The sequence below is a fragment of the Blautia sp. AF26-2 genome, from assembly GCF_003460955.1.
Taxonomy (GTDB): domain Bacteria; phylum Bacillota; class Clostridia; order Lachnospirales; family Lachnospiraceae; genus Fusicatenibacter; species Fusicatenibacter saccharivorans.
In genome coordinates this window covers 240,867-258,568 of record NZ_QTWD01000005.1, presented here as the reverse complement: position 1 = coordinate 258,568, position 17,702 = coordinate 240,867, and the positions used below count along the sequence as shown (strand labels likewise).

17 protein-coding genes are annotated in these 17,702 nt (G+C 47.4%); 3 read left to right on the top strand and 14 right to left on the bottom strand.

The window, feature by feature from the left end; genetic code table 11:
* Nucleotides 1-294: hypothetical protein (locus DWY63_RS18250; protein WP_207661018.1), on the top strand; the 294-nt coding region annotated here is incomplete at its 5' end.
* 89 nt (nucleotides 295-383) lie between these two features.
* Here the strand turns inward: DWY63_RS18250 and DWY63_RS08720 are convergent.
* The 5 genes from DWY63_RS08720 to thrH form a co-directional block, all read right to left on the bottom strand.
* A complete protein-coding gene (locus DWY63_RS08720; protein WP_117801894.1) occupies nucleotides 384-1,253 on the bottom strand; it encodes an aldo/keto reductase in 870 nt (289 codons plus the stop codon).
* 72 nt (nucleotides 1,254-1,325) lie between these two features.
* Nucleotides 1,326-2,168 carry an aldo/keto reductase gene (locus DWY63_RS08715; RefSeq protein ID WP_330410169.1) on the bottom strand — a complete coding sequence of 281 codons (843 nt, stop codon included), beginning with the start codon at nucleotides 2,166-2,168 and terminating at the stop codon, nucleotides 1,326-1,328.
* Nucleotides 2,169-2,397: 229 nt separating this feature from the next.
* Entirely contained in the window at nucleotides 2,398-3,984 is a 1,587-nt protein-coding gene (locus DWY63_RS08710; RefSeq protein ID WP_117510976.1) for an AAA family ATPase, read from the bottom strand.
* Nucleotides 3,985-4,152: 168 nt separating this feature from the next.
* A complete protein-coding gene (locus DWY63_RS08705) occupies nucleotides 4,153-4,995 on the bottom strand; it encodes an alpha/beta hydrolase (RefSeq protein WP_117801893.1) in 843 nt (280 codons plus the stop codon).
* 72 nt (nucleotides 4,996-5,067) lie between these two features.
* Complete coding sequence (gene thrH, locus DWY63_RS08700) at nucleotides 5,068-5,676, bottom strand: bifunctional phosphoserine phosphatase/homoserine phosphotransferase ThrH (protein WP_055227856.1); 609 nt, start codon at nucleotides 5,674-5,676, stop codon at nucleotides 5,068-5,070.
* Nucleotides 5,677-6,065: 389 nt separating this feature from the next.
* On the opposite strand from thrH, the gene DWY63_RS08695 reads away from it, so the two are divergent.
* Together DWY63_RS08695 and DWY63_RS08690 are read left to right on the top strand one after the other, a co-directional pair.
* Entirely contained in the window at nucleotides 6,066-6,806 is a 741-nt protein-coding gene (locus tag DWY63_RS08695) for a hypothetical protein (protein WP_022462533.1), read from the top strand.
* Between the two features lie 282 nt (nucleotides 6,807-7,088).
* On the top strand, nucleotides 7,089-7,817 hold the full coding sequence (locus DWY63_RS08690; RefSeq protein WP_022462534.1) for a hypothetical protein: 729 nt from the start codon (nucleotides 7,089-7,091) through the stop codon (nucleotides 7,815-7,817).
* A 76-nt stretch (nucleotides 7,818-7,893) separates the two neighbouring features.
* On the opposite strand, the gene DWY63_RS08685 is transcribed toward DWY63_RS08690, so the two are convergent.
* From DWY63_RS08685 to DWY63_RS08645, 9 genes are all read right to left on the bottom strand, one after another.
* Nucleotides 7,894-9,078, bottom strand: coding sequence for a MalY/PatB family protein (locus DWY63_RS08685; RefSeq protein WP_117801892.1), 1,185 nt, complete (start codon nucleotides 9,076-9,078; stop codon nucleotides 7,894-7,896).
* The gene (locus DWY63_RS08680; protein WP_117510969.1) at nucleotides 9,059-10,237 is read right to left on the bottom strand and encodes a trans-sulfuration enzyme family protein; all 1,179 of its coding nucleotides are present in this window, start codon (nucleotides 10,235-10,237) and stop codon (nucleotides 9,059-9,061) included. The genes DWY63_RS08685 and DWY63_RS08680 overlap by 20 nt, the downstream gene beginning before the upstream one ends.
* 200 nt (nucleotides 10,238-10,437) lie before the next feature.
* Nucleotides 10,438-11,199 (bottom strand): endonuclease/exonuclease/phosphatase family protein, encoded by a 762-nt coding sequence (locus tag DWY63_RS08675; RefSeq protein WP_117801891.1) that lies wholly within the window; start codon nucleotides 11,197-11,199, stop codon nucleotides 10,438-10,440.
* A 34-nt stretch (nucleotides 11,200-11,233) separates the two neighbouring features.
* Nucleotides 11,234-11,812 (bottom strand): hypothetical protein, encoded by a 579-nt coding sequence (locus tag DWY63_RS08670; protein ID WP_147326136.1) that lies wholly within the window; start codon nucleotides 11,810-11,812, stop codon nucleotides 11,234-11,236.
* A gap of 174 nt (nucleotides 11,813-11,986) precedes the next feature.
* Entirely contained in the window at nucleotides 11,987-13,729 is a 1,743-nt protein-coding gene (gene ilvD / locus DWY63_RS08665; RefSeq protein WP_055221176.1) for a dihydroxy-acid dehydratase, read from the bottom strand.
* A 139-nt stretch (nucleotides 13,730-13,868) separates the two neighbouring features.
* Nucleotides 13,869-14,762 (bottom strand): ABC transporter permease, encoded by an 894-nt coding sequence (locus DWY63_RS08660; RefSeq protein ID WP_330415444.1) that lies wholly within the window; start codon nucleotides 14,760-14,762, stop codon nucleotides 13,869-13,871.
* On the bottom strand, nucleotides 14,759-15,766 hold the full coding sequence (locus DWY63_RS08655) for an ABC transporter permease (RefSeq protein ID WP_117801890.1): 1,008 nt from the start codon (nucleotides 15,764-15,766) through the stop codon (nucleotides 14,759-14,761). Before DWY63_RS08655 ends, DWY63_RS08660 begins: the two co-directional genes overlap by 4 nt.
* On the bottom strand, nucleotides 15,763-16,668 hold the full coding sequence (locus DWY63_RS08650; RefSeq protein WP_117801889.1) for an ATP-binding cassette domain-containing protein: 906 nt from the start codon (nucleotides 16,666-16,668) through the stop codon (nucleotides 15,763-15,765). The genes DWY63_RS08655 and DWY63_RS08650 overlap by 4 nt, the downstream gene beginning before the upstream one ends.
* Nucleotides 16,658-17,674 (bottom strand): ABC transporter ATP-binding protein, encoded by a 1,017-nt coding sequence (locus DWY63_RS08645; RefSeq protein ID WP_117801903.1) that lies wholly within the window; start codon nucleotides 17,672-17,674, stop codon nucleotides 16,658-16,660. Before DWY63_RS08645 ends, DWY63_RS08650 begins: the two co-directional genes overlap by 11 nt.
* Nucleotides 17,675-17,702 lie beyond the last annotated feature (28 nt).

Genomic DNA, 17,702 nt, shown 5'->3' with positions numbered 1-17,702 from the left:
CTTTCTTCAATTTTAGTATTGACTTTTTATTTGCAGGCTAAAGTAACAAGAATGCGACGCGCCGTTTTCAAAAGACACCTACAAAACCCTCTTCGACTGGATCGACCAGAACCATTTTTCGACGGGCCAGTATTCCTACAAAGAAGCAGTGATCGACGAACTGGCAACGGCATCTGTGAAAGAATATGTGACGAAGATATCGGTACAGGTGTTTCGTACGTGAAACGTTTTTTATCAAGAAAAAAAAGCCAGAAGCAAACGATACACAGCGTTTCTGGCCTTTCTTATTTTTGACTTTTATTTCTGACCCAAAGGGTCCAGGAACGCAACGTCTGCCTGTGCGGAAACGATCTTACCGCAGTCGGAAAACGAACCGCCCTGTTTTATTCGTGGATTTTTCTGGTATTACACATTTTAACAAATTCCGGATCAAAATGTTTTACCGCAGTTCCCTGATAGCCGAGATCCAGTGAGCTGATTCTCTGCATTTCCTCTTCGGTCAGTATAAAATCCCAGATCTGAAAATTCTCTTCGATTCTCGTCTTGTGAACCGATTTCGGAATGACCACAACGCCGCGCTGTACATTCCAGCGTAGAACAACCTGTCCTACCGTCTTTCCATGTGCAACCGCGATTTCTTTTACCATTTCATTGTCAAACGGATTGTGACGGCCTCCGCCGAGCGGTGCCCATGCCTCCGGCACGACCTGGTACTCTTCCATAACTTTTAACGCAGGCTCCTGTGTGAAATACGGATGCATTTCTATCTGGTTGACCATCGGACGGATCGCTACGGTCTCGCAGAAGTTTGTCAGCACATGAGGATAAAAATTGGAAACACCAATGGCTCTTAACTTTCCTTCTTTGTATGCATCCTCCATAGCACGCCATGCACTGAAATAATCTTTCATTGCCTGGTGCAGCAGATAAAGATCAAGATATTCCACGCCCAGCGTCTCAATTGAATGATCAATCGCTTTCTTTGCCATTTTATAATTCTGCATATCCTGTACCCACATCTTGGATGTGATGAACAGTTCTTCACGGGTGCAGATTCCTTCTGCAATCGCCTCACGGACGGCTTCCCCAACGGCATCTTCATTTGTATAAGAAGCCGCCGTGTCGATCAGACGATAGCCCGCCCGGATGGCATTTAATACAGATTCTTTGCACTCTTCTTTATCTCTTACCTGAAAAACCCCAAAACCCTCCATCGGCATTTTTATACCATTTGTCAATACTTTATATTCCATTTTTGTTTCCCTTTCTTATCAAATAAATGCAGTAAACACATGTTCTTCCATCTTTGGCAGGCCGTATTTATTTTATTTCTGGCTGTCCAAATCGATCTTCATATTCACATATGCTGCCAGTTTTTCCTCATCCGGGTAATAGTAACGCACGTTTTTATTCAGGCCTTCCATTTTCTTCATCTCTTCGTCGGTCAGTTCGAAACCGAAGATATCGAGGTTTGCCTTGATGTGCTCCGGATTCGTAGAACCCGGGATGACGATATTTCCAACCTGGGTGTGCCATCTTAAGATCACCTGCGCGGTGCTCTTTTCATATTTTTCCGCAAGTTCTTTGACAATCGGCTCCTCAAGCAGTGCATGATCACCGTGTCCCAACGGATACCATGCCATCACACGGCAGCCGCACGGAGCAAGTGCGGAAATAGTCTCCTCATCGCGGTAATACGGATGCGCTTCCATCTGGATCACATGCGGTTTGATTTCGCACTCTTCCAGCAGTTTTTTCAACTTTTCACCCTGGAAATTGGAAATACCGATAGCTTTGATTTTGCCCTCTTTGTACGCTTTTTCCAGTTTGCGGTAGCCTGCCATGAAGTCGCCTGCCGGCTGATGGATAAACATCAGATCGATGTAGTCGGTTCCAAGCAGTTCCAGGCTCTTTTCTACCGTTCCCTCTGTCAGATACTGGCTCGCCCATATTTTGGTCGAGATGAAAATGTCCTCTCTTGCCACCCCGGATCTTTTAACTCCGCGCCCAACTGCACGCTCGTTCATATAAGCCTGTGCAGTATCAATCATGCGGTATCCGCATGCTAATGCGTCCACAACCGCCTGCTCTGCCTGATCCGGTGTCATCATAAAAGTTCCGATTCCCACTGCCGGGATCTGCACCTGATTGCTTAATGTAAAATTCATCATCATAACCTCCCTGTTTTATTTTGATGTGTGATATTTTGTTATTTCCCTGTCTTTGTAGCTTTAGTTTATCACCCGGGAGTTGCTACCGATCAAGGACTTTTTTGAAAAAAATTTCTAAAATCTAATCGTTCATTCCTGTTTCGGATCGACTCAAATGTTTGCAAAAACGTCATACCATGAATCCCTCATCCATAGTATGACGTTTTTCTTCTCTGCATTTTGTTTTCTATTTTTTTATCTTTTCAATCCTGCATTCATGTTCTTTCGTCCTTTTATTATAGTTGATCCCCACAAGAAGAAGATCTCCTGTGTATTCCAGAATAGAATCCGGATATTTTTTGTCCCGGATCTGTTCCATAGCTGTATCTGTGCTTTTGTTCCACTTAAGTTCTACCAGCAGCGCCGGATAACTTGTTTTGTATTCCGGTTTCGGAAGATAAACAAAATCTGCAAAACCGCGCCCAGCCGGCAGCTCTCTTATCGGTTTGAAATAATACTGCATAGAGCTTAAATATGCTATCGTAAGCACGCTGCTCAGGGAATTTTCATCATTATATTGGATCACCGAACTGTACTCCTGATGAATTCTCTCTACGCCATCCGCTACCGCTTTTTCATCCATATCCAGGGTTGCATCCAGCAGATCTGTGGATTCCTTCTGAAAAGTAATCATTTCATTCCATTTGTTGCGTTTCACCGCATTGTTTAGTTCATGTCTGATTTCCTCATTCGGAATAAAAACCTGCTGCCTGTCCTGATCGTAAGCCAGATATCCGAGATGGATCAAATACGTCAGTATATCATCCCGGTTGGCAAAGCTTACAGTATCATTCTGGAAAGACGTCACATCCACATCCACGGCGGCCCCCGACATCATTTCTATGATAGCTGCCCTCAGTCCGTCGAAATTCATGTTAATCAGTGGCACGATTGCTTCATAGCTGCCGGTATTGGACCAGTAGCTTTTATATTTTCCGTTCAGCATCAGGCTGACAACGGCTTTGGGATTATATACCTGATACCCTTCCAGAGAATATCCATCATACCATGATTTCACCTGTTCATAGTTCTGTCCGTACCGGTCGCATAAATCATGCACTTCCGCTTCTGTAAAGCCAACATACGGTGCCATTCTTCCTGCATCCAGCATGGTGAATTCTTCGAAATTGTTGAGGGCGGACTGTGTCTTTAATTTCTTGATCGGCAGAATTCCTGTCAGATACGCCAGTGCAATATATTTTGACGGTTCCGATCCTTTGAACATGCCTCTTAAAAAATCAATATATTCTTCCTGCACTTTATGGTTCTGCGCTTCATCTCGGATCAGTACATCCCATTCATCGATGATGACAACAAATTTGTTTCCCGCAGCAGCCTTAATATAGGACATCGCCCCATAAACCGTCTTCACAGTATCCGGAATCAGTTCTCCGTATTTTTCCTTCAGTTCCTGCAGAATTCCGTTATTGATATATTCCACAACGCAATCCGCATTTCCGGCATCCATCATGCACCACTGGACATCAAAATGAATCACATCATACTGGTTCAGATGTTTTTCAAAGGACTCCGCCTTATGAATCGCATAGTCCGCAAACAGTTCTCTGGAATCACTGCCTTTGCTGTAATATGCCGACAGCATCTCCGCTGTGATTGACTTTCCGAAACGCCTCGGACGGCTGCTGCAGATAAATTTTGATGTAGTACTGATCACTCTGTTGGTATATTCCAGAAGCGGTGTTTTATCTACATAGATTTCTGAATGAATGACTTCCGAAAATGCTTCATTTCCCGGATTTAAAAATCTTCCCATGGCGGCCTCCTTCCTGTTCACATTGTGATCTTTCCTGTATTCATTATACACGGAAAGAACTCCGATGGGTAGACTTTATCCTGCAAAAAATGCTGCACCACAGATTCTCCCAAACAATCAAAAAACAGAGCGAAAATCTCCTGGACTTTCACTCTGCTTTTGCTTCTTTTACAGTTTTGCGCGGAAGAACGCACAGATTTCGTCCCACACTTCCTTCTGGAAGAAACGAAGATCTGCGTGGTCGGCATCCTCGATCGAAAGCAGTGTGACGTCACATCCCGCTTTTTCCAGTTCGTCGTGCAGTTCCTCTCCCTGTCCGAACGGAACAGTATGGTCATTCTCTCCGTGGATGATCAGAAACGGCGGTGCGGCTTTTGTCACGAAGCTGACCGGACAGCATGCGAGTGCTTCTTCCGGATGGCGCATCACGTTTTTGCCCATCAGAAGGGATTCCGGAGATGCCGCACACTGCTCCGGATCACTGTACGGGAATCCGCGGAAATCGGTCGGCGGGTACCACGGGCAGGCGGCCTGTACGGCACTGGAATATTCCAGATTTTCTCCCACATCATAAACGGGATCTGTCGCAAGCGCTGCCATGCAGGTCAGATAACCGCCCGCAGACTCTCCCATCACACCGATGCGGTCCGGATCAATGTTGAAGCGATCGGCATGTGCACGCAGATAACGGATTCCTGCTTTCACATCCTGCAGCGATGCCGGAAATTTTGCCTCATTACTCGTGCGGTATTCTACCGATGCAACAACGAATCCCTGCTGTGCCAGTACGGACAGATAGGCAAGATGTGCCGAGCGGTCCATCTGGATCCAGGCCCCTCCGCAAATCCATACCACACACGGGTATTTTCTGGTGTTATCCCGCGGGTAAATCAAATCCAGCTTCAAATCCTGCACCGTGTTTCCAAACCAGGCATCCGCCTGTGCAAATGTAATTCCTGTTGTGACGCAGAATTGTGGTTTTTCTGCTTCTACCTGAATTCTTCTTCTCATGTAATAAAACCCCCATATTTCTGTTTTCCTGACCGTTTGTCGCAGCCTCTGGCCGGAAATCACCTTTTTTGTTTACTTCTCATCCATTGCTTTTTTGATCGCGCCAAGCAGCTCCTCATACGTCTCATACGCCGGGATCTGCGGATAGTCGGCTTTGATTTTATCGGTCGAGCGGAACAGAAAACCTGCCTTACTTGCCTGAATCATGCCAAGGTCATTGTAGGAATCGCCGCTTGCGATCGTCTCAAATCCGATGGACTGCAGTGCTTTTACGGTGGTGAGCTTCGACTGCTCGACTCTCATCTTAAAACCTGTGATCTCTCCGTCGTCTGCGACTTCCAGGGAGTTGCAGAACAGGGTCGGATAGCCAAGTTTTTTCATCAGCGGTGCGGCAAACTCCGTGAAGGTGTCGCTGATCAGAATCACCTGGGAGAAGGTGCGCAGCTCGTCGAGGAACTCTCTTGCGCCCGGCAGCGGATCAATTTTTTCAATCGTAGCCTGAATTTCTTTCAGTCCAAGGCCATGCTCTTTTAAGATTCCAAGTCTCCATCTCATCAGTTTATCGTAATCCGGCTCGTCGCGTGTCGTTTTTTTAAGTTCCGGGATTCCGCTTGCCTCCGCAAACGCGATCCAGATTTCCGGTACCAGTACTCCTTCTACATCCAGACATGTAATATACATTGTTATGATCCCCTTTCCTGCGCTGCCCGCCTTGTTTGCCGACGGGGTTTTGTTTTTTTTCACAGCATCACTTTACCACACTATATCATAGAATCCATATCACTGCAAATTAAAATCACGTTTTATTTTTTTATACGTATATATCTCTCTAAAATTACATTCTTTTTACAAAATCGTTGTTTTTTACAAATTCATATATTTATTTATATGTTTTTTGACTATTGATTTATTTTTCATATATTTATATAATAATTACAAGCATTTTTATTAATTTTCTATTTTATCATCCATATTAACGAACGAATTTACTTTTCAGATAGTGCACTAATCTAAGGATAAATAAAAAACTAAAACCATCCAACAATACTTATGAAAGGAGACCACTCATCATGAAAAAATTAAAAACATGTCTTGCATTTTTTATTTGTTGTATTCTGTCCTTAAATATGGTAATTTGCAATGTAAAGGCAGATAATAATGTTGTTCTATCTAACAAAGCATATCTATTAAAAACCGGAATGCCACAAAAGGAAATAGAAAAGCTGGATGATGACGTCATGCAGTTCATTGTGGATGACTTAAAAAGTGGAGGTAAACATTTTGAATATATTAATTCAAATATCGAAAATCAAATATCGATACTCAGTAGCGAAACTTTAACCGGTATTTCCTTTACTGCATCAGCTTTTAAAAATGCATCAACCATTTATATCTATCCAACATACGAGTTTACTTCTAATAAACAACCTCGCGGAAAAGACAGTTTTTCTTTTCAATTAGGCGCTGCTATGAGACCGTATGAATATGGTGGAAAATTATGGTACAAAGATAATACTATGAACGATTGGAAAGTCGGTGGAACTCTTACTGCAAATAATCAGCAATTATCTGGTGCTGAATTTTCAGGGAGTCAACTAGGAACACCCGACTATGCCATGAAGCTTAAAGGTGTTACATACTGTCACGCTACTGCAGGTAATAGCAGTGATAAAAGAATTGTAATGGGATACTTATATAATCCCCAGAAAACCGGCTACAGTATCTCTTTTTCCTACAACGGTGGTGGAATTAGCTACTCTCCATCAGGAACAGCCTATACTGCATATAAAACAATGAACCTAAGTTATTAAACTTTCATTCACCACATACAAGTACATTTAATTTCTAATTACTCTTTCAAAGTAACAATTTGCCTATCCAGAAGCACAAATTTCTCTGATAGGCAAATTGTGTTTAAGGTATTTTCAAGTAATTTAAGTAAAATCATGAGCAAGTCGCCATTACTCGTAGAAAAACGGGCAGATTATGAATGTTTTAGGAATTGCAGGAACAAAAAGTACAGAACAACCATTCAAAAAAACTTTTAAATCCGGCATCAACTGAATAAAGCCATAAATAAGAGGTAACTCATTATGAAAAAAATCAAATTTTTATTTTTCACCCTGTTATTCTGTTTTTCTGTTCCAGTCAAAGCAGACACTGCATTCGAAAATGACGATACGGTATTGTGCTCTTTTTTAAAAGAAAACGTACCAGAAAATGCTTCGCCAATAGAATCCAGTTTAGAAAACGAGTATCGAAAAACTTCTTCCAAACCTATCGATTTCTATTTTTTTAAACGATCTGAAAAGACAAAAAGTTTCCAAGATCTGTATGCCGCAAATGTACTCACCTATCAGGAAAAATCAGATCGTTCTTTGTTATATCAGACAGTTTTCGATTTTCAAAATATAACCCAGGTAAGAACTGCGAAAGAAGACTTTATCCGTCTGGAGACAGATCCACTGATGTATCTTTTTGAATTAGAAAAAGCAGAATTGTGGACTCGGAACAGCACGGAAGAACCCTGGACGCTGGAACGGAAAATCACAACGCCTGGAAACCCAGATTTTTATCTTCCTTATAGCCAGTTTTCTTCTGATAAAAAATATTTTCGAATTCTGGCATCTTTTTCCTGGAGCCCGAGCCCTGCTGAGGAAAGCGAAGTTTCTTCGCCAGAATATCATTGCATTTATACCTCTGTGTATCCGGTATATCAGATTCCGGTGAAAGTACTCGTTTTGATATGCGGAGGCGCAGCTTTCTTCTTTCTCTACCGGAGACACAAAAAAAATCATATCTCCCAAAAAGATGTTCCGTAAGCTGCGCCTTTTCAACATGTTTTCGTCACTGTTCAGAGCCAACTTCCAAAATGCTACGCATCTCATCGGTGTGGCTTTATCTGCTTTTCATTGCATCCCGAATCCGCTCCAGTGCCTCGGTCAGGGTTGCGCGCGGGCAGGCAATGTTGATCCGCTGGAAACCGCGTCCGCAGTCTCCGAAGATTTTGCCACTGTCAAGCCACAGCTTCGCCTTGTTGATCATCAGGTCTTCCAGTTCATCAACGGATAGCCCCGTCTCGCGAAAATCGAGCCATACGAGATATGTTCCCTCCAGGTCGATCATCTTCACGCCCGGAAGCTGCTCCTCCACATACTGCTTTGTAAATTCTGCATTTGCCTTCACATAGGAAAGCATTGCCTCATACCACTCCTCGCCCTTGTTATATGCCGTCTCGCATGCCACCAGCCCCATCACGCCAAGCTGGCTCGTTCCGGCTGCGTCAAGCTGTTTCCGGAATTTTGCACGGAGTTCCGGGTTGGCGATAAAGATATTCGACATCATCATACTTGCCAGATTGAACGTCTTGCTCGGTGCCGTGCAGGTGATCGTGATATCCTCGTATTCTTTTTTGATTGCGGCAAACACCTGATGCTCGCCTTTGAAGATGAAATCTCCGTGGATCTCATCACTTACAACCGTCACGCCATACTTTATGCAGAGATCTCCGATTGCCGTCAGCTCCTCTTTCGTCCAGACTCTTCCGACCGGGTTGTGCGGATTGCAGAGGAAAAAGAGCTTCACGTTTTCAGCTTTCAGCTTCTCCTCGAAATCCGCCACATCCATGTGATAGCGGTTATCATCGCCGAGCACCAGCGTGCTGCTGACAACTCTTCTGCCGTTATCCGCAATGACTTCCGAAAATGGATAGTAAACCGGTGACTGGATCAGCACGGCATCCCCAGGCGCGGTGTAAGCTTTGACTGCCATCGCAAGTGCAAACACAACGCCTGGCGTTTTGATCAGCCATTCTTCTTTCGGCTCCCAGTTGTGATGGCGTTTCATCCACCCCGCAACTGCCTCAAAATATGGAGTCTGCGCATCGCTGTAGCCGTAAATGCCCATTTTTACACGCTCCACCAGCGCATCCTCGATGTAGGAGGATGTCTCAAAGTCCATGTCCGCCACCCACAGCGGCAGCACGTCAGCTGGCATACCGCGTTTTACTGCGAAGTCATATTTTAAACAGTCTGTATTTTTTCGGTTGATGATTCTGTCAAAATCAAGATTTCTTTCCGTCATTTTTCTCTTCCTCAATTTCTGCAAAAACCTTCTCAAGCTCGCCGATCAGGTCCTCGATATTTTCAATTCCGACGGAGAAGCGAAGGGTGCTCTCCGTAATTCCGTTCCGCTCACGGATTTCCTTCGGCACATCGGCATGTGTCTGCGTCGTCGGATACGTAACGAGTGTCTCCACGCCGCCGAGGCTCTCTGCGAAACGGATCATTCTTACCTTCTCCAGAATGGCAAGGGCAAACTCTTTGCTCTCGAGCTGGATTGTCAGCATAGCACCGAAGCCTCTTGCCTGTTTTTTCATAATCTCATGGCCCGGGTGATCCGGCAGTCCCGGATAGATCACTCTTGTGACTGCTTTCTGCTTCTGCAGCCATGCAGCGATCTGCTCTGCATTCTCCTGGGAACGCTCCATGCGGATGCCTAAAGTTTTCATGCCGCGCAGCACCAGCCAGCAGTCAAACGGAGCAAGACCTGCACCTGTTGTCTTAATCAGGAAACGCAGTTTTTCCTGAATGTCTTCACGGTTTGTCACGATAAAGCCTGCCAGCGTATCATTGTGGCCGCTTAAGTATTTCGTGCCGCTGTGGATGACAACATCCGCGCCGAGATCGAGCGGGTTCTGGAAGTACGGAGACATGAAGGTGTTGTCCACGATCAGAATCAGGTTGTGGCGTTTTGCAATATCCGCCATCTTTCGGATGTCGGTTACGTTCATCATCGGGTTCGTCGGGGTCTCGATGTAGATGGCTTTTGTATTTTCTTTCACATAGCTTTCCACGTCATCACGGCAGCAGTCGATGCCGGAAAATTCGACGCCGTTTTTCTCGTTCACATGGTGGAACAGACGAATGCTTCCGCCGTACAAATCGGAATCCGCAATGATGTGGTCTCCCGGGCGGAACAGCTCCATCAGAAGTGAGATCGCTGCCATGCCGGAGCTTAATGCAAACGCATCAATTCCGTTTTCCAGCACAGCCACCATCTTCTCCAGATGCTCTCTGGTCGGGTTCTGCAGTCTGCTGTAATCAAATCCGGTGCTCTGTCCTACGCCCGGATGCGCATACGTTGCGGTCTGATAAATCGGGTAGCTGAGTGCGCCGTAGTGGCTACACTGTCCCTCGTCCTCTTCTAAATGGATACATTTTGTGTCAATTCCTCTTGCCATATGAATAATCTCCTGTTATTTCGTAATTTTTCTTTCTATACTAATCTGATAGGTTTTGTAACGTAACCTATCATAACAGAAAATGCGGCGTTTGTATATTCCCTTTTTTCTTTGACTTGTTATAAGTTTTTCCTATAACTATCGTAAAAAAACGCCGCCAGAAGATTTTTCTCCCGGCGGCCGCCTCTTGCATCCATATTTTAAATAAGTTCCGCACAGATCGGATCATGATCAGAAAGGCACACACCGTCCTTCTGCTCCGTCCATTTTTCCACCTTTTTCAGTTCCCAGTCCCCTTTGAGAATGATGTAGTCAATCGAGCACTGCGGATCGTTCGGATCATCGCGATGATAGTTGTGGAAGGTAATGCCGATTCCTTCCGTCGCATTCACAAGACCGGCAGTTTCCCTCAGCGGTTTCATCTCTTCGCTGTCCGGCTCGGCATTGAAGTCGCCGCTAAGAATCACCGGCACATCGGCAAATGCTTTCTCTGCTCTCAGATGTGCGAGAATCTGCTCCAGGCCAAGCTTTCTCGCCCCGGCGCACTCGTGATCCAGATGGGTGTTGATGACGCGGAACACTTTTCCGGTCTCCATATCCTCAAATACCACATCCGTCGCAGTACGCGGGCACATACTCTGTACCGGATAGCGGGATCCCGGCACGTACGGTGTCGGTGACAGCCAGAAGGTTTCCAGGCTCACACTCTGAAAACGTTCTTTCCGATAGGCAATGATCATTGCCTCACCGGTCAGATCCTTTTCTCTTCCACATCCGGCAATGTAATATTCTGTCAGATTTTCCTTCAGCCAGGCAGCCACATGCGGCAGTACCTCCTGAAAACCGATGATATCCGGCTTTTCCTGTCTGATTTTTTCCAGAATCAGCGGTCTGCGGTAGATAAAATTATTGGCTCCATCCTGGCCAAAATCACAGCGAATATTAAATGTTACAAATTTCATGGTAAAACCCTCCTTTTATTTGTTTTCCTAACCCTTATTTTTGCTGGAAAGCGCTGTGCTTTCTCTTCTTTTTCTTCGTATTCACACGGCGCAGACACGCATAGCGCAGCTTCAGCCGCATTTTCCAGCTGCAGCCCGGTACCGGCTCCATCAGCTTTTCCAGAAAATGGTTCAGCGTACGTTCCTCATAAGGAGACAGCAGAATCTCACCGTAGATATGTTTCTCGATCAGATGGCAGACACGCGTATATTCGCCTGGCTCGATCGCCGGAAATCTGCGGGCGAGTTCTGCATCGGTTGCTGCTGTTTTCCAGCCAAGACCGGCATCTATGCCCCACAGACAAAGATACTGGTAAATTCTTGCTTCCGTTCTCCGGATCCGCCTGCCCGGCCGCTCCTTCTGCTGTTTCTTTGCCGCCGGTCCAAGGCAGATGATCCGCGCCGCCTCCGCCGCAATCACAAGCAGCGTCAGCAGAATCAGAAGCACGCCAAGCAGCCCGAGAAGAAACAGCGAAACACTGCGCAGTACCGGAAGAACGGCTTCGCCTGCCTTGCTCTTTCGGTTTTCCACACCGGTAATCTGCTCCGCCGACAGCGAATTGTTCTCCAGCACCACATTCTTCTGTACAGAATCTGGACTTCCGACCATTTTCTGAAGAGATGCAACATTATACAGGAACCGTTTGTTTTTTAGGTATTTTCTTTCACTTGTTTTTCTGTTGCTCCTTCCTCCATTTTTTGCTCTGCCTTAAATTCTAAAGACCATCCCAGAAAAACGCAAGTATTTTTAGTACTCCAGATACGCCCCTTTCATCGGGCTTGCTGCGTGGAGGCTGAAAAGACGGAGTACGCCTTTTTTGTATTTCGGCTCGCGCGGTTTCCAGTTTTGGCGGCGTTCTTTTAAGATCGCATCGATTTCTTCCATGGACTTGCGCTCACCGGCGATTCCGATGATGTTAAGTTTTCGTTCCTTCACATCAATCTCAATCAAATCCCCTTCCTCGACGAGTGCGATCGGGCCGCCGTCTACAGCTTCGGGACTGCAGTGGCCGATAACCGGGCCGGTGGAGGCGCCGGAAAAACGGCCGTCGGTGATAAGCGCGATGCTCTTTCCAAGCTCTTTGTCGCTGCTGATTGCCTCGGAAGTATAGAACATCTCCGGCATACCGCTGCCTTTCGGGCCTTCGTAGCGGATGAAGACGGCGTCGCCTTTCTGAACCTTATGTTTCAGCACGGCATCGAGGCACTCCTCCTCGCTGTCGAACGGTCGGGCACGGAGGACGGCGTGGAACATTTCTTTTGGGCAGGCCGTGTGCTTGATGACGGCTCCCTCCGGCGCAAGGTTTCCGCGCAGAACAGCGATGCTGCCGTCCGTTCCGATCGCCTTGTCATACGGGCGGATAATATCTTCTTTTGTAATTGAAGTTCCATACCGCTCATTAAATTTTGCGAGCCATCCGCTGCACTTCTCATAAAATCCATTTTCACGAAGCTCCGCCAGATTTTCACCCAGTGTCTTTCCGGTCACTGTCATCACATCGAGATGCAGATGATCTTTGATTTCTTCCATAATCGCCGGAACGCCGCCCGCATAATAGAAGCACTCTGCCGGCCATCTTCCTGCCGGGCGGACATCGAGCAGATACCGCGCGTTGCGGTGCAGACGATCGAATGTGTCGCCGGTGATCTCGATACCGAACTCATGCGCAATGGCCGGGATGTGCAGCAGGCAGTTTGTGCTTCCCGAAATTGCCGCGTGGACAAGAATCGCATTCTCAAAACTCTCTTTCGTCACAAGATCGCTTGGCCGCATATGCTCCATCTGTGCCAGTTTTACCGCCTGGCGGCCTGCCTCCCGTGCATATGCCAGAAGATCCGGGCTTGTCGCCGGCATCAGAGCGCTTCCAGGCAGGGCGAGGCCGAGTGCCTCCGCCATGATCTGCATCGTGGATGCCGTTCCGATAAACGAACAGGCACCGCAGCTCGGGCAGGCATTGCATTTCGCCCAGTCGAGCTTCTCCTCGTCGATCTCACCGCGCTCAAATTTTGCGCTGTACATGCCAAGCTGCTCCAGTGTCAGCATCTCCGGTCCCGCATTCATCGTTCCGCCCGGCACAACAACCGCCGGAATATCGACACGCGCAAGGCCGATCAGATTGCCCGGCATACCCTTGTCGCAGCTCGACAGATAGACGCCGCCGTCAAACGGTGTCGCATTCGCGTGGATCTCGATCATATTGGCGATCATCTCGCGGCTCGCAAGACTGTAGTTGATGCCATCCGTTCCCTGGCTCTCGCCGTCACAGATGTCGGTGCAGAAATACCGCGCCCCGAAGCCCCCCGCTTCCGCAACGCCTTTCCGCACTTCCTCGACCAGCAGATTTAAGTGGCCGCTTCCCGGGTGGCTGTCCCCGTACGTACTCTCCACCATAATCTGCGGTTTTTCAAGATCCTCTTTTTTCCATCCTGTTCCAATCCGGAGCGGATCCATCTCCGGTGCAAGTTTCCGCATTTCCTGACTCTTCAGCATTTCCTTCTCCTCCCGCTGTTTTTTAGGTATTAAAAATACTCTTTCTGCTTTTCACTATAGCAATCCCTGTATTTGATTGCAAGACAAAAAAGCTGCAGTCTGCAGGGATTCCCCACAGACCGCAGCCTCTCTGAACAGCTCACAGATTTCTCTGTTTTCTGTTTGCCTGCTTCCGCAGATAATTTCCAATGCTTGTAAAACTAAGCAGCGTCACAATCAGAAAAACACCCGGGATCAGAATGATCCACCATGCCTTTGTCATCAGCGCTTTTTCCGAAAGTGACAGCATGCTGCCCCAGGAAATCACCTCCAGCGGAAGACCGATTCCCATAAAACTCAGTGTGGATTCTGCTACAATCGCACTTCGGATGTTCATAACCACCATAAACATAATAGACGAAAAAAAGTTCGGTGCCAGATGGTGCCATAAAATATAGAAAAAACTGCCTCCCATACAGCGCGACGCAATCACGTATTCACTGTTCCGGATCTGCCGTACTTCGGTCCGCACAACCTTTGCAATGCTTGTCCAGCTTGTCATTCCGATCACGGCAGAAATCGTAATCACATTGGATTTTCCCGCAGCGGCCAGAAGAAAAATGACAAGAAGAAGATTCGGCACCGACAAAAAGATCTCGGTCAGCCGCATCAGAAGCGCGTCCAGCCACGCCGGTGCACATCCGCTGACTGCGCCGAAGAGAACGGCAATCACAGTGGAAATCAGCGTAGAAAGCAGACCGATCGCCAGCGATATTCTGCCGCCGTACCAGATCATCGAGAAAATATCTCTTCCCATCGTATCGGTTCCAAACAGAAATTCCCGGCACGGCATGACGGAACAGTTTTTCAGATCCATATACGAAGGATCCTTCGTCATAATCTGCCCACAGAAAAGACAGCCCAGCACAAGAAGACCCAGAAAAAACTCTGCTGCCACCGGCCGGTCCTGATACCATTTTTTCTTTTTTTCTGCTTCTGTTTTTTCTGCAGGCCTCTCTCCTGCAAATTGAAATAATTGTGTTTTTTCTGTCACAGCATCATTACCTCCGATGTTTCTGCCGCTTCTTTCTCCCGCATCCGCGGATCAATTCTCTCGTTGATGATCTGTGCCGCTATATTGCATAGAATCACAACGATTCCGGACATCAGGCAAAGCAGCATCAGAAGATTGTAATCTTTGTACCGTGCGCTCTCATACGCCAGCGTTCCGATACCGGGATACGAGAAAACCGTTTCTACAATATAGGTTCCCCCCAGCACATGCGGAACAGAAATGGCCATGATGCCAAGATACGACGGAATCGTATTCCGCAGGCAATGCCGGAACAGAACCGTCTTTCGTTTCAGCCCCTTGGCTCTTGCCAGAAGCACATACTCTTCCCGCACTTCATCCAGAATTTTATTGCGGATCATGTATGCGTAATACCACAAATGACTCAGCACTACGACCGTCATCGGCAGGATCAGATGACAGACACGGTCAGAAAAATCTGCCTGTTTTCCAACAGAGTAGGCACCGGAACTCGGCAGCCATTTGAGCTGCATGGAAAAAACAAGAATCAGAAGCAGCGACAGCCAGAATTCCGGAATACATCCCGTGATGGTTCCCACCTTACAGATGATGCGGTCCAGCCATGTATCTTCCTTCCATGCACAGAGAATTCCAAGAAGCAGTGCGAGGGTGAAAATCAGCAGAAATCCAATGCCGCCAAGCACCAGCGTATTTCCAATTCTTCCCTCGATCACGCGCGTTACATCCATTTTATATTTGTACGAAATTCCGAAATTCCCATGCAGCGCATTGCCTGCCCAGCGGATATACTGTACGGAAATGGGATCCTTCAGTCCCAATTTTTCTTCGGCCCACGCTCTTTCTTCGGGCGTCATTTTTTCCACGCGGTCTCCGTAATATGATACCAGCGGATCTCCCGGCGCAAGCCTTGAAATATAAAATACGAGCACAGACAGCAGCAGAACACTTGCCAGAAATGCCGCTGCTTTTTTTCCATAGTAAAGCACTCTGTTCCGGCTTTTCATCCTGCATCGCCTCCCTCCATCAGCACAAAATGATCTTTTTCCACTTCCCGCAGTGTTCCCGTCCTGGGAAATTCTGTATTGGAAAAATCCGGTACAGCTCTCGCTCTTTCCCTTCGCGGATCCGGAATCGGAATGGCCGCGATCAGTGCTTTCGTATATGGATGCAGCGGATTTTCAAACACGGCTCGCGCCGGGCCGGTCTCCACCAGTTTTCCATGGTACATCACACCTACTCTGTCACACAGAAATTCGACCATATCCAGATCATGCGCAATAAACAGGAACGAAAAACCGTGCTCCTTCTGCAGATGACGGAACAGATTCACAATCTGTGCCTGTATCGACGCGTCCAGCGATGCAATCGGTTCATCCGCCACCAGAAGCTCCGGCTCCATCGTCAGTGCCCGTGCAATCGCAACGCGCTGCCGCTGTCCGCCGGACAATTCACCCGGATACTTTTTCAGATATTCCGGATCCAGCCCCACGTATTTCATCTGGAATCTGGCTTCCTCCTCATAGCTTCCCCGCAGCGGCCGGATTTTCTGCACGCGCATCGGCTCCTCAATAATGTCACGGACCTTCATCCTCTGATTCAGACTGGAACCGGAATCCTGAAAAATCATCTGGCGTGTCGTCTGCAGCATTTTTTTATTTTTCCGGAACTGGCCTCTGTCGCAGGTATCAATCCCTTTATAATAAATCTGGCCGGCATATGGCTGATAAATATTCATCACACAGCGTGCAGCGGTAGATTTTCCGGAACCGGATTCTCCTACCAGTCCAAAAATTTCTCCTCTTCGAATCTGAAACGATACATCATCGACTGCCTTGACTGCTGTTTTCCGGGACAGTGGAAAAATATGGGTCAGATGACGCACATCCAGCAAAATCTCATGTTCCATCTGTGTTTCCTCCTATCGGCGTCACAACCTTCGGTGCTCTCTCATCCAGCAGCCATGTTGCCGCATAATGGCTGTCTGTGACCTGGAACATCGGCGGCTCCTCCTCAAAATCAATTTCCAGCGCATAAGCATTGCGGCTGGCAAAGGCATCGCCCTTCGGCGGATGGAGAAGAGACGGCGGCATTCCCGGGATAGACGGCAGGCTTTCTTTTCCCCTCGAAAACGCCGGTATGGAACGCAGCAGTCCCCACGTATACGGATGACGGGGATCATAGAAAATCTCATCCACGGTTCCAATCTCTACTATTTTTCCCGCATACATGACCGCTACCCGGTCTGCGATCCGCGCTACAACGCCAAGGTCATGTGTGACAAAGACCGTCGCCGTTCCCAGTTTTTTCTGAATTTCCCGAAGCAGGTCCAGAATCTGTGCCTGAATCGTCACATCCAGCGCTGTCGTCGGCTCATCAGCAAACAGAATTTCCGGATTGCCCGCCAGCGCAATCGCCAGTACGATCCGCTGCCGCATTCCGCCGGAAAAGTGATACGGATATGCCTTTTTCCGCTCTTCTGCCTGCTCGATTCCCACCAGCTGCATCAGTTCTGTCACTCTCTGTTCCACTTCTTCTTTTCCCATGTCTTTCTGATGCGCCCGCACTGCCTCTGCAATCTGCGCTCCGACTGTCATCGTCGGATTTAAGGAAGTCATCGGATTCTGGAAAACCATCGAGAACAGTTTTCCCCGCAGTTCCCGCATTCTTCGCTCCCCGTATCCTGCAATTTCTTCTCCATTGACCAGAATTTTTCCGTTTTTGATCTTTGCATTCTCCGGCAGCAGCTTCATAATGCTTTTGCAGAGCACACTTTTTCCGCAGCCTGACTCGCCTACAACAGCGAGCACCTCACCTGCATTCAGGGAAAAGCTGACATCGCGGACCGCCTGTACTTCCCCCTCATCCGTAAAAAAGCTGACGGAAAGATGTTCCACTTTTAATCGTTCCTTCATTCCGTTTTTCTCCTGTACAGACAAAAAG